Here is a 13,072-nt window from a genome sequence, read left to right as displayed (position 1 = left end):
ATGCTGCGCCTAGAATTCGATGCATCTTCATAGTGGGTGCATTGTAATGACCGATATCGAGTATCTGGATCGCGCCGAGGCCTTGCTCACCGCCATTGAACTGGCTTGCGACCGCATCAATGATCAGACAACGGCGGATATTGACAACCAGCGCGTGGGCGGCATGGTGACGTTGACCTTTGCCAACCGCAGCCAGATCATCGTGAATCTGCAGAAACCGCTGCAGGAGGTCTGGATGGCGGCCCGTGCGGGTGGCTTTCACTACAGGTACGACGGGGCCCAGTGGATGGACAGCAAAGGCCAGGGCGAGTTTTTCTCACACCTGTCACGTTGTGCAACCGAGCAGGCGGGCCAGCCACTGACGTTCAGTTCCTGAACAGATCGAGGATCGTGCGCCGGTCTTCTTCGGTATCGTTCGGTGGGCTGGCCATCTCTTCAGGTGTGGGGTCGCTTTCAACCGGGCGGCCGGGCCAAGGATCCCGCAAACCGAGGCCATGCACGCCCTGGCCAGGGCCAAATTCCTCGTAGTACCAGTCGCCACCGACGCGAATCACGCCCGATGGCGGTTTGTACTCGGCCACCGGTACCCCTTTGAGCGCTTCGGTCATGTAGTCGATCCAGATCGGCAGACTCAGGCCGCCACCCGTTTCACGGCTGCCCAGATTGCGTGGCGTGTCGTACCCCACCCAAACCGTCGCCACCAGTGTGGGGTGGTAGCCCACGAACCAGGCGTCCATGGAGTCGTTGGTGGTGCCAGTCTTTCCGTAAAGGTCGGGGCGTTTCAGCGTTGCCTGGACACGCGCGGCCGTGCCGGTTCGCGTTATCTCCTGCAGCAGGCTGTTCATGATGAAGGCGTTGCGTTCATCGATGACCTGGCGCGAGGTGTCCACCGTTGCGGGTGGCGTATCAAACAGCACCTTTCCCCGTTGTTCGACCACTCGGGTGATCAGGACGGGTGTGACACGATGCCCCCCGTTGGCGAACACGGCAAAACCGGTGGTCATCTGCATCGGGGTGACCGCGCCAGCGCCGAGGGCCATGGTCAGGTAGGGGGGATGTTTCTCCGGCGGGAAACCGAATCGGGCGATCCACTCCTGCGCGCTTTTCGTTCCAACGAGTTGCAGCACCCGGATCGACACCATGTTCTTGGACTTGGCCAGCGCGCGGCGTACCGACATCGGGCCTTCGAACTGTCCGTCGTAGTTTTTGGGTTCCCAGGGCTTTCCGCCTGTCTGCTCGGCGCTATAGAAAAGCGGTGCGTCGTTCACCACGGTCGTGGGTGTCAGACCTTTTTCAAGTGCGGCGGAGTAGATGAAGGGCTTGAAGCTGGAGCCCGGCTGGCGCCAAGCCTGGGTCACATGGTTGAACTTGTTCTTCTGGAAGTCGAAGCCACCGACCAGCGCGTGCACAGCGCCGGTGTTGGGATCCATCGCCACGAAGGCAGACTCGACCTCGGGCAACTGGCTGATGCGCCACTCGGTTGCCGAAATCCTGACCACTCGGACCACGGCCCCCGGACGGAGCTTGATGGAAGGGGCGGCCTTTTCCGCAAGACCCGATTGCACGGGGCGCAGGCCGGCGCCTGTGATCGCAAAGGGCTCCCCATCCTGGCGAACCACCACCACCTTGCGAGGTCCGGCTTCAAGCACGACGGCCGAGAGCAGGTCGCCGTTGTCGGGGTGCTCCGCCAGCACGCCATCAATCACATCCTCGCGTGCGGCATTGTCTGTCGGCAGGTTGACGAAGAACTCGGGGCCACGGTACTTCTGGCGGCTCTCGTAGGTCAGGATACCCTTTCGCAGTGCCTGGTAAGCGGCTTGTTGCTCGCTGGATTGAAGCGTGGTGGTGACGGTCAGGCCGCGGGTGTAGGCCTCCTCACCGTATTGGGCCACCATGGACTGGCGAACCATCTCGGCAACAAATTCACCATGAACCCGTACCGGTCCGCCCACCGGTCGAAGTTTGAGTTCTTCGACCTTGGCTTCTTGGGCTTGTTCGGCGGTGATGAATTTGTTCTCGAGCATGCGCTCGATGATGTGGAGTTGCCTGGCGCGTGCGCGCTTGGGGTTGGAGATGGGGTTGTACGCCGAGGGTGCCTTGGGCAGTCCTGCCAACATGGCGGCTTCGGCGATGCTCACGTCCTTGAGCGGCTTGCCGAAGTAGGTCTGTGACGCAGTGGCAAAGCCATAGGCTCGTTGACCCAGAAAGATCTGGTTCATATAGATCTCAAGTATCTGCTCTTTGCTCAGCAGGTATTCCAGCTTGAACGTGAGCAGTACTTCATAGATCTTGCGTGTGTAGCTCTTTTCTGCCGACAAGTAGACGTTTCGGGCTACCTGCATCGTGATGGTGGATGCTCCCTGGCTTTTCGCCTGCCCCAGATTGGCCAGCACTGCCCGGAGCATGCCCCGATAGTCGACTCCGCCGTGTTCGAAAAAGCGGGCGTCCTCTATCGCGAGAACGGCATTTTTCATGACATCCGGAATTTCTTTGATGGGAAGAAGGCTGCGGCGTTCTTCGCCGAATTCCCCGATCAGATGCCCGTCGGCTGTCAGCACCCGAAGGGGCAGTTTGGGGCGGTAATCGGCGAGCGCACCCACATCTGGCAAGTTGGGGTAGGCCACGGCCAGTCCGATCCCCACACCCAGAAAGAGCGTGAGCAACGCTGCCAGCAACAACCCTGTCAAACCTGCAAGAGCGCGTCCAAGCCACGCCAGCAAACCAGCTTTCTTGGAGGGGGTTGGCTCGGACGAGCGGGATGTGGCGGGATCGTGTTGGGGCATGCGAACAGTCAGGGCGAGGGAGGCTGATTATAAAAATCGGCCTGCGGTGAAGATGTCAGCGCAGAAGCGGATATTGTGAGTTGTTGTGTGTTTCTTCTCTTTCTGCGTGATGCCTGTCCGCCGGGAGTGGTGGGTTTGCGTATGCTTTTGGCAACGTTCTCTTTTGTGTCAAAGGTAGAAAATCTTTGCTGCACAAGGGGCTTGCTGCTAGCATTCAAGTGAAATCTTAAGTCTGGCGCCTTGCCGCGCTTCTATTTTTTGGGGGTCACCTTGATCTCATTGGGGTCGTTTTTCAGCCGTGATCCGGCACCGTTGTTGGGCATTGACGTCAGCTCTTCCAGTGTCAAGCTGGTCGAGTTGAGCCGCAATCGTTCAGGTGATCTGGTGTTGGAGCGTTGTGCCATCGAGCCCTTGGAGCGAGGGTGGATCACCGATGGGAACATCGAAAAGTTCGATGAAGTGGCCGAAGCTGTGCGCCGGGTGGTCCGCAAAAGTGGCAGCAAAACAAAAAACGTGGCGATGGCGTTGCCTGCATCGGCTGTGATCACCAAAAAAATCGTTCTTCCCGGTGGCCTGTCTGAAAAAGAGCTTGAGGTGCAGGTCGAGTCGGAGGCCAACCAATACATCCCTTTCTCGCTCGATGAAGTCAGTCTCGATTTCTGCGTGGTGGGGCCGAGCGCCAACTCGGTCGGAGATGCCGAGGTTTTGATCGCAGCTTCACGCAAGGAAAAGGTGTCTGACCGACAGGGTCTCGCTGAGGCCGCCGGCCTCAAGCCGGTCATCATGGACGTCGAACCCTATGCTTCCCGGATGGCGGCAGGGCGGGTCATCGAGACGCTGCCCAATCAAGGCGTGGACTCTCTTGTGGCCTTGTTTGAGGTGGGTGCCCTGACCACCAGCATGCAGGTGATGCGCAACGATGACGTGTTGTATGAACGCGATCAAGCCTTCGGAGGCGCCCAGCTGACGCAATTGATCGTGCGCCAGTATGGTTTTTCCGCGGACGAGGCTGAGGCCAAAAAGCGATCAGGCGATCTGCCTGATGATTATCGCTCGGCTGTGCTGGAGCCATTTATTGAAAGTATGGCGCAAGAAATCGGACGTGCGTTGCAGTTTTTCTTCACCAGCACCCCCTACAACAAGGTTGATCACATCTTACTGGCCGGAGGCAGTGCAGCATTGCCTGGCTTGATCGAAGGGGTCACTCATCAGACTTCGTTTGCCTGCATGGTGATCAATCCGTTCGATGGTATGGAAATGGCTTCCGGCGTACAGGCGCGAAAGATCGCGCGTGAAGCTCCATCCTATCTAACCTCCACTGGCTTGGCGTTGCGGAGGTTTTACCAATGATTTTGATCAATTTGCTACCTCATCGAGAGGCAGCGCGAAAAAGGCAGAAAGAACAGTTCTTTACACAGCTGGGGCTGTCTGCCCTGCTTGGAGGGATCATCTGCGGTGCGGTATTCACATGGTATCAAGGGAAAATCGCGGAGCAGCAGCAACGGAATTCGTTTCTTCAAAGCAAGACGAAAGAGCTGGATGCTGAAATCAAGGATATTGCAAGCCTTCAGGCGCAAATTGCTTCTCTGCGGGCGAGGCAAACCGCTGTGGAGGATCTTCAGGCGGATCGAAACATGCCTGTACACCTGCTTGACGAGCTGGTGGCGCAGCTGCCCGACGGTATTTATCTGAAAAGCATGAAGCAAGAAAATCAAAGCGTCTTGCTGGAAGGCGTGGCCCAATCACAAGAACGGGTTTCTGAGTTGTTGCGAAATCTTGCGAACAACTCGTCCTGGCTCGGGAAGCCTGAGTTGATCGAAATCGTTGCAGCCAACGCAACCGTTTCAAACCGTGAGCAACGCAGGGTATCGAATTTCAAGATCAGAGTGGCTCTCAATCGCCCCACTGGTTCGAATGCCGTTGGGCAGGGTGCTGCGGGAGCAACGTCTCCAGCACCAGGAAAAGTCTGATCGGGGTAATCATGGCTCTATCACCTACCATCAACCTCGATTTCAAGTCGGTTCAGGATACGCTTCAGAGGCAGTTTTCCGGTCTCGATCCCAACGATCCTTCTTCCTGGCCATCGCTGCCGCGAAATCTTCTCTACGTATTGGTTTGCGCCGCTGTTATTGCTGGTCTTTGGTTTTTTTGGCTAAAGGCTGTTGATGAGGAGTTGCTGGCTGAGCAAACCCGCGAACAGCAGTTGCGAGAAGACTATCGAAAAAAACTGGTTCAGGCGGTCAATCTGGATGCGCTGAAGAAGCAGCTTGAACAGGTTCAACAATACGTTAATCAACTGGAAAAGCAACTTCCCAGCAAGGCAGAAATGGATGCCTTGTTGTCTGATATCAACCAGGCTGGTTTGGGTCGCAGTTTGCAATTCGAGCTGTTTCGCCCAGGTCAGGTCTCGGTGAAGGAGTACTATGCGGAACTTCCAATCGCTGTGCGCGTGACGGGTGGGTATCACGACATTGGTCTTTTTGCAGCGGACATTGCAAAACTTTCTCGCATCGTGACTTTGAACAATCTGTCCCTTGCTCCTGTGAGGGACCGGGATGGTACATTGACCATGGACTGCACAGCCAAAACGTTCCGGTATCTGGATCAAGAGGAAATCGAGCTGCAGCAAAAAGCAGCCACTACTAAGGGCGCGTCCAAATGAGCTTCTCAATGAGCTGGCGCCAAAGAGGCGGGATTCGGCGTGTTGCACTGATCATGTGTTCAATGGCATTCCTTCAGGGTTGCGGAAATGCAGATCAGGAAGAGTTGAGCATCTGGATGCAAAACGAACGGAACTCGATAACGCCGGATGTCAAGCCGATTCCAGCGCCTACAAAGTTTGAACCATACGCCTACGCAGGTGAAAGGCTTCTGGAGCCTTTTAGCAGCGAAAAATTGGCGAGTATTTTGCGTGGTGGGCAAAGTCTTTCCGCAGGAAGCTCAGCACTGATTGATGCTGAGATGAGCCGACGGAAACAACCTTTGGAGGCATTCCCGCTGGATACCATGTCGATGGTGGGCAGTCTGAACCGCGCTGGAAAGCTCGTTGCCTTGGTGAGGGTGGATCAACTTCTTTACCAGGTTACTCAAGGTAATTACCTTGGTCAAAATTATGGACGCGTGTTGAAAATTTCTGAAAATGAAATCAATTTGCGCGAAATTGTGCAAGATGCGGCGGGTGAGTGGATTGAGCGTCCAGCGACATTGCAGTTACAAGAGGAAGTTTCAAAATGACAAAATCTTATGGCGTGATCAACTCTGAGTCAAAGGAGCGGAGTTTGCGCAAACTGTCTTTGTTTGTGGCCATTGTCATGACTTCGTGCTTGGCACACGCCCAGAATGCGATCCAATCGTTGACTGGTGGATTGCAGGCCGGCGTGGAGGTTGTGCGTATAGACACCGCAGAGGCTTTGACTGCTCTGCCCACCGGATTCACGATCCAATCACCCGCGCGTATCGCATTGGATTTTCCGGGTGTGGTGAATGCCATGGGTAGAAATACCGTGGAGTTGAATCAGGGAAACTTGCGATCCGCCAATGTGGTTCAAGCGGGCGACCGGACCCGGGTGGTGATCAACCTGAAGCAGCCCGCTGCATACCAGGCCAAACTGGACGGAAAGACTTTGTTGCTGGTCCTTGATCGGACGGAGGCAGGAGCCCCCTTTCCGAGTGGCCCTGCGGTGTTTGCGCCTGTACAGGGTGATCAAACGGTTGCGCTTAAAGACATTGATTTTCGGCGCGGAGCTGGCAATTCGGGGCGGATTGTGGTCGATCTTGCGAGCAACCAGGTCGGCGTCGATATTCGCCAGCAGGGCAAGGATCTTGTTGTGGACTTTTTGCGCACCTCTTTGCCTGAAGGGTTGAACCGCAAACTGGATGTGACCGATTTCGGGACCCCCGTCCAAACTGTGGTTACCAGCCAGATCGGTGACCGTGTTCGCATGACGGTTACGCCAAAGGGCAACTGGGAACATTCTGCCTATCAGAGTGACAATCAGTTTGTGCTGGAAGTTCGCGAACAGAAAGTGGATGAATCCAAGCTGACTCAAGGACCTGGCTACAACGGGGAAAAGTTGTCGCTTAATTTCCAGAATATTGAAGTCAGATCTTTACTTCAGGTCATTGCGGACTTCACCAATTTCAACATTGTCACCTCGGATTCGGTGAGTGGGGCTGTGACGTTGCGGTTGAAAGATGTTCCATGGGATCAGGCTTTGGATATCATTCTTCAGGCCAAAGGTTTGGGAATGCGGAAAAGCGGGAATGTCCTCTGGATAGCTCCTCAGGATGAAATCGCGGCTCGTGAAAAGCAGGAGCTGGAAGCCAAGGCATCCCTTGAAAGTCTTGAAACACTGCGTACTCAGAGTTTCCAGATGAACTATGCAAAAGCGAGTGACGTTGCTGCTCAACTTGCTGCCACAGGAGGCGGCGCTTCTGGTGCCGGTGCGCGGATATTGTCTGCGCGTGGAAGCGCGATTGCTGAGCCGCGAACAAACCAGCTTTTTGTGACGGATGTGCCCTCCAAACTGGAGCAGGTGCAGCAATTGATCAGTAAACTGGACATCCCCATCCGGCAGGTTCTGATCGAAGCCCGGATTGTGGAAGCAGATGACCGTTTCGGGCGTTCGTTGGGTGTACGACTGGGTGGCAGTGACCTGCGTGGTGTTCGTGGAGGGGATGCGGGCTATGCAGCCGGTGGTCGGAATCGCATCGCCATTGGTGGTAGCTACAACGCTGTGTCAAGCACCACCGTTGAATCTGAAAACGTGCTCGATACGATCAATACGAGTTTCGTCAATTTGCCCTCTGCAGGTGCCGGCGGTTTTCTTCCTGCCGCGTTTGCCTTGTCCTTGTTCAGCTCGGCGGCGAATCGTTTTCTAAATCTTGAAATTTCTGCTTTGGAAGCGGATGGGCGAGGAAAAATCGTTTCGAGCCCTCGGGTAGTGACGGCAGACCAGGTTAAAGCGTTGATTGAACAAGGCACCGAGTTTCCCTATCAGACGGCGACGTCCAGTGGAGCAACGGCTGTTGCTTTTCGAAAGGCCAATCTCAAGCTGGAGGTCACTCCCCAAATCACGCCTGAAGGCAGCATCATTCTTGATGTTGATATCAACAAAGACAGCCGTGGTGAAACGACCGCTGCTGGCATTGCGATCAATACGAAGCATGTCCAGACACAAGTACTCATAGAGAATGGTGGTACTGTGGTGATTGGTGGTATCTTTGAACAAAATGAAACTGAAGATGTCACCAAGGTCCCGTTGTTTGGAGACCTTCCTGTGGTGGGGAATCTGTTCAAGAATAAAAACAGAACCGCGAACAAGTCAGAGCTGCTGATCTTCATCACGCCGCGTACGATCGGTGACAGAGGCGTGTCTCGGTAATTTTTTAGAGATCGATCATGAAAAAATTGAGTTTGCTTTCCCGGGTTTTGACGGTTTCGGCGTTGTCGTTCGCAGTTGTTGCCTGTGGTGGCGGCGGAGACGTAGCGGGCGATACAGAAGAGTTTTTTACCAATCCCGATGAGTGGAAAGTGGCTTCTTTGGGTTGTGGAGGCGGAGCTCAAGTCGTTGTCACGATCGTCGGGGGAACTCCTCCTTACAGGATCCACAATCCCTTTCCCAGGGGGCTGCAAGTGGATAGAACAGAGGTCAGTGGAAAGGATCCGAAGTTTCGGATCACCACACTTGGTGGCTGTATGGAAACGGTTCCCGTCCTGGTTCTTGACTATCATTCTCGATCAACAGAGATTGAAATTACAGTTGAAGAGCCAGAAGAAGTGGTCGAGTGAATCGGAATTTTGTGCGTTGCTGTTGGGTTGTCTTGGTATTTATCTGTTGTGAGATGGGCTCAATATTCACATCAGATAGGTGATAAATTATAGAAATCGATACCGTGCTGATTATCTTGTGCCGCGTTCATTGCTGATTTCGTTGGTGGGTTTGCCAGGGTCTGGCAAGTCCACCATCGGCCGCCAACTGGGTCGCCGGCTTGCTGTTCCTTTTTTTGACTCGGATCATGTGATCGAGCAGCGACTTGGATGCTCGATCCGGGAGTACTTTGATCGCGAAGGCGAAAGCAGTTTCCGTGATCTGGAAGCAGCGGTGATTGACGAGTTGACGCTCGGGCCTTCTTGCGTATTGTCGACCGGTGGTGGCTCGGTCTTGCGAGCGGCGAATCGAACTTGTCTTCACGAACGCAGTCATGTGGTGTATTTGCGCTCCTCACCTGAAGAGGTTTTCCGGCGTCTGAGACACGACAGGAACAGGCCACTTCTTCAAGTTGCGGATCCCCTCCAGCGGCTTCGCGATTTGTTTGTGCAGCGTGACCCTTTGTACAGGGAGGCGGCGCACTTCGTTATCGAGACGGGGCGACCTTCGGTGTCGACCCTTGTCAACATGATCGTGATGCAACTGGAACTGGCCGGCGTCGTGAATGATGGCTCGGCGCGTGATCAGGGCTCTGGCAAGGCTTGATTGCTCATGCAGGTATTTCGGGCAACCGAGGGGTACAGGATCCTCACTTGCCGCTGCCAGAGGCTCTACACTCTGGCTCTATGCAAGAGACCACATCAGCAAAGCTGCAGTCCCAGGTTGGAATCCACTTGGGTGAACGAAGCTATCAGATAGCCATTGGCAGCGACTTGCTTGGTTCACCACATTGTTACGACGGGTTGCCCGCTGCCAGAACAGCGATCATCGTGACCAACGAAACGATTGCGCCGTTGTACCTGAAACCCTTGGTGAGTGCCCTGGACAAACACTATCCGGTGGTGGGCCACGTGGTTCTGCCTGATGGTGAGGTTTACAAGACCTGGGCGTCTCTCAACCTGATATTTGATGCCTTGCTTGAGCAGGGGTGTGATCGCAGAACGGTGTTGTTTGCCTTGGGTGGTGGCGTTGTCGGAGACATGACCGGGTTTGCTGCAGCGACTTACATGCGGGGGGTGCCTTTTGTGCAGGTCCCCACGACGTTGCTGGCCCAGGTCGACTCGTCTGTGGGGGGGAAAACCGGCATCAATCATCCAATGGGCAAGAACATGATTGGTGCGTTTTACCAACCGCAGCGGGTGATCTGCGATCTGGATACGCTCAAGACGCTGCCGGAGAGGGAGCTGAGTGCGGGCCTTGCCGAAGTCATCAAGTACGGACCCATTGCCGATGCGGCTTTCATGGAATGGATCGAAGCGAATATGGATCTGCTGCGTTCTCGCGATCCTGTTGCACTGGCTTTTGCGGTCAAGCGCAGTTGTGAAATCAAGGCCCAGGTGGTGGGGGCGGATGAACGGGAGGCCGGACTTCGGGCAGTTCTCAACTTTGGTCATACCTTCGGCCATGCGATTGAGGCAGGCATGGGATACGGGCAATGGTTGCACGGTGAGGCGGTGGGTTGCGGCATGATCATGGCCGCGCGGCTGTCGCAACGCCTGGACTTGATCGATTCAGCCGATGTGGACCGTCTGACCCGTTTGATTGAGCGAGCCGGTCTGCCCATTGTGGCGCCCGTGCTGGACGACAAGGACAACGCGGGCCGATACTTGGCGTTGATGCGTGTGGACAAAAAGGCCGAGGCTGGTGAGATCAAATTTGTGTTGATCGACAGGCCCGGACAGGCGGTCGTCCGCAGCGCACCAGACGGACTCGTGACCGAGGTGATACAAGCAAGTTGTTGCCAGTGAGTTCGATGTGTCAGCAAATGGCGGCATGCCGAGTCCAGTTGGTGACCCCGGGATGCACATGAACAACGGTATGGGGCTGGCGCTGTACGCATGCCACCCCGGCAGCAGCAGGGGCCGGCGATTCAGCGAGCCCGAAGCACCCACGCGCACGGCTTTCCAGAGAGATCGTGATCGCATCATTCACAGCACGGCTTTCCGCCGGCTGGTGTACAAGACCCAGGTGTTTCTGAACCATGAGGGCGATCTGTTCCGCACGCGTCTGACCCATTCGCTGGAAGTGGCGCAATTGGGGCGCAGCATTGCCCGTTCGCTGGGCTTGAACGAAGACCTGGTGGAGGCCATCGCTCTGGCGCATGACCTGGGCCATACACCGTTTGGACACGCAGGCCAGGATGCGTTGAACGCCTGCATGAAAGGCCAGACATCGTTGCAGAGTGGACCCCGATCGGTCGATCAAGCCGGCTTTGAACACAACCTCCAGAGTCTGAGGGTTGTCGACGCGCTGGAGGAGCGCTATCCCGACTTTGATGGATTGAACCTCACATTTGAGACGCGGGAGGGCATTCTGAAACACTGTTCACCGGCGAATGCAAGGCGTCTCTGCGTCCACGATACCACCGGTGTGGCGCTGCGTTTCTTGACGGGTGGCTCTCCTTCTCTGGAGGCGCAACTGTGCAATCTTGCTGACGAGATCGCCTACAACGCGCACGACATCGACGATGGCGTGCGCTCCGGTTTGCTGAGCATGGAACAGCTTGGGGCGGTGCCCTTGTTTGAGCGGTATCAGCGGCTGGTGCTGGAGAAACATCCGCGACTCGATGGCCGCCGGCTGTTGTTTGAGGTGATCCGGCGAATGCTCAGCGACCAGGTCTACGACGTGATCGACACGTCGCGTACCCGAATCGGCACGTCGAAGGTCGGCTGTGTGGATGATGTGCGTGCGCAAGGCACCCTGGTGGCGTTCTCGGAGGAGATGCGTGACCGGTCATCTGAACTGAAGCAATTCCTCCTGCGCAATCTGTACCGCCACCCGCAGGTATTGGAAACAACCGAACGGGCCCGGCGGGTGGTGTCGGAGCTGTTTGCCTTCTATATGGAGCAGCCTCATGAACTTCCCCATGGCCACCAACCCGCCACGCAGCAGGCGCGGGCCGTTGCCGACTACATAGCGGGCATGACCGATCGCTTTGCGATTCGTGAACATGAGCGTCTGAGTGGTCTGGTGCTCTTCCCGTGAGAGAGTCCACGTCCATACCCGAACGCGATCCCGTGGTGTTGGCGGCGGTTGTGGTTGGGGTTGGCGTTGTCTGCGCCCTGCATGTGGGCAAACTGCCGGTCGCCATTCCCGTGTTGCAGGCCTCTTTGGGGCTCAGTCTTCTGCAGGCCGGGTTTTTGTTGTCACTGGTTCAGCTCGCCGGCATGACACTGGGTCTGGTTGTGGGGCTGATGGCCGATCACCTGGGACCGCGGCGCGTGATGCTGGCGGGCCTGGGTTTGCTAGCGATGGGCAGCGCATTGGGTGGTTTGTCGACCGGGGTTCATGGGCTGTTGGCGACCCGCGTGCTCGAGGGGTTGGGTTTTCTTCTGGCCGTGCTTCCTGCGCCGGGTTTGCTGCGCCAGCGGGTTCACAATCCGAAAACACTCGCGCGGGCGCTTGGTTGGTGGGGCGCCTACATGCCCTTGGGCACGGCGACCGCACTCCTGTGTGGTGCACCTTTGCTGGAGCTGATCGGGTGGCGTCCGGTGTGGCTTTTGCTGGCTCTGCTGACATTCTTGGCCGCCATCGGGCTTGCTACCCAGGTTTCATATGACCCAACGCATGCGAGGGGCACGGGCTCTGTGGTGGGCACCAAGGCCTTGAAGCCCTGGACCAGGGTTCGGCTGACGCTGGTCGCTCCGGGACCCTGGTTGGTCGCGCTGGCCTTCTTTCTCTATTCCGGTCAGTGGTTGGCGGTGGTGGGGTTCTTGCCCACGATCTACAGCGAGGCCGGCTACAGCGGCATGGTGGTGGGTGTTCTGACGGCGCTCGCAGCGGGCATCAACATGGTGGGCAACATCGGTGCGGGACGGTGTCTGGCACGAGGAATGCGCCCCGGCGTGTTGTTGTCGATCGCATACCTGGCCATGGCAATGGGAGCGGTTGTGGCCTTTGGCGCGCAAGGACATCCGGTGTGGCAATACCTCGCCGTGCTGTTGTTTTCCGGCGTGGGCGGTCTGATCCCGGGCACGCTGTTCAGCTTGGCGGTCGTGCTGGCGCCAGGAGAGGCAACGGTGTCCACCACGGTGGGCTGGATGCAGCAGTTTTCAGCGCTGGGTCAGTTTCTCGGGCCACCGTTGGTGGCGTGGGTGACCACGCAGGCGGGCGGGTGGCACTGGACCTGGGTGGTAACGGCCAGCTGCTCATTGCTGGGCGTCGCGCTGGCCGCCCGGTTGCAGCGCGCCTGGACACATCGCGTCCATGCGGTGGTTCGTGCAGCCTGACACGGTCATGGGAATCTGTTGAGCCTTGCGCTGAAAGTGGGGGGCCCTCCGCCAGTGCCAATTGCCATATCGACGTGATTCTAAAATAGTCGTCCCTGAAGAATCCCCGGAACCCGCATAAACACTGGTC

General features: G+C 56.6%; 12 protein-coding genes. 11 read left to right on the top strand and 1 reads right to left on the bottom strand.

Translation table 11 applies throughout. The features are described 5' to 3' along the window. The first annotated feature begins 46 nt into the window (after positions 1 to 46). Positions 47 to 376 (top strand): iron donor protein CyaY, encoded by a 330-nt coding sequence (gene cyaY, locus AC0GNO_RS09980; protein ID WP_305360185.1) that lies wholly within the window; start codon positions 47 to 49, stop codon positions 374 to 376. Here cyaY and AC0GNO_RS09975 read toward each other — a convergent pair. Then, a complete protein-coding gene (locus tag AC0GNO_RS09975) occupies positions 366 to 2,783 on the bottom strand; it encodes a penicillin-binding protein 1A (RefSeq protein ID WP_472903882.1) in 2,418 nt (805 codons plus the stop codon). The two genes, cyaY and AC0GNO_RS09975, sit on opposite strands and share 11 nt — an antisense overlap. Before the next feature lie 270 nt (positions 2,784 to 3,053). Here AC0GNO_RS09975 and AC0GNO_RS09970 point away from each other — a divergent pair, with 270 nt between their 5' ends. From AC0GNO_RS09970 to AC0GNO_RS09925, 10 genes are all read left to right on the top strand, one after another. After that, a complete protein-coding gene (locus AC0GNO_RS09970; protein WP_472887114.1) occupies positions 3,054 to 4,133 on the top strand; it encodes a pilus assembly protein PilM in 1,080 nt (359 codons plus the stop codon). After that, complete coding sequence (locus AC0GNO_RS09965; RefSeq protein ID WP_472887100.1) at positions 4,130 to 4,753, top strand: PilN domain-containing protein; 624 nt, start codon at positions 4,130 to 4,132, stop codon at positions 4,751 to 4,753. The genes AC0GNO_RS09970 and AC0GNO_RS09965 overlap by 4 nt, the downstream gene beginning before the upstream one ends. Before the next feature lie 11 nt (positions 4,754 to 4,764). Further along, complete coding sequence (locus AC0GNO_RS09960; RefSeq protein WP_472887101.1) at positions 4,765 to 5,445, top strand: type IV pilus inner membrane component PilO; 681 nt, start codon at positions 4,765 to 4,767, stop codon at positions 5,443 to 5,445. Positions 5,446 to 5,453: 8 nt separating this feature from the next. After that, positions 5,454 to 6,017, top strand: coding sequence for a pilus assembly protein PilP (locus AC0GNO_RS09955; RefSeq protein ID WP_472903881.1), 564 nt, complete (start codon positions 5,454 to 5,456; stop codon positions 6,015 to 6,017). Next, positions 6,014 to 8,167, top strand: coding sequence for a type IV pilus secretin PilQ (gene pilQ / locus AC0GNO_RS09950; protein WP_472887103.1), 2,154 nt, complete (start codon positions 6,014 to 6,016; stop codon positions 8,165 to 8,167). The genes AC0GNO_RS09955 and pilQ overlap by 4 nt, the downstream gene beginning before the upstream one ends. Positions 8,168 to 8,184: 17 nt before the next feature. After that, the gene (locus AC0GNO_RS09945) at positions 8,185 to 8,574 is read left to right on the top strand and encodes a hypothetical protein (RefSeq protein ID WP_472887104.1); all 390 of its coding nucleotides are present in this window, start codon (positions 8,185 to 8,187) and stop codon (positions 8,572 to 8,574) included. A gap of 130 nt (positions 8,575 to 8,704) precedes the next feature. Continuing rightward, on the top strand, positions 8,705 to 9,259 hold the full coding sequence (locus AC0GNO_RS09940; protein ID WP_472887115.1) for a shikimate kinase: 555 nt from the start codon (positions 8,705 to 8,707) through the stop codon (positions 9,257 to 9,259). An 80-nt stretch (positions 9,260 to 9,339) separates the two neighbouring features. Then, a complete protein-coding gene (gene aroB / locus AC0GNO_RS09935) occupies positions 9,340 to 10,461 on the top strand; it encodes a 3-dehydroquinate synthase (protein WP_472903880.1) in 1,122 nt (373 codons plus the stop codon). 70 nt (positions 10,462 to 10,531) lie between these two features. Then, the gene (locus AC0GNO_RS09930) at positions 10,532 to 11,698 is read left to right on the top strand and encodes a deoxyguanosinetriphosphate triphosphohydrolase (protein ID WP_472903931.1); all 1,167 of its coding nucleotides are present in this window, start codon (positions 10,532 to 10,534) and stop codon (positions 11,696 to 11,698) included. Further along, positions 11,695 to 12,942, top strand: coding sequence for an MFS transporter (locus AC0GNO_RS09925; RefSeq protein ID WP_472903879.1), 1,248 nt, complete (start codon positions 11,695 to 11,697; stop codon positions 12,940 to 12,942). The genes AC0GNO_RS09930 and AC0GNO_RS09925 overlap by 4 nt, the downstream gene beginning before the upstream one ends. Positions 12,943 to 13,072 lie beyond the last annotated feature (130 nt).

This window comes from Hydrogenophaga sp. L310 (assembly GCF_055703065.1).
The sequence above is the reverse complement of the archived record's forward strand: the minus strand, read 5'-3'. Positions and strand labels throughout refer to the sequence as shown.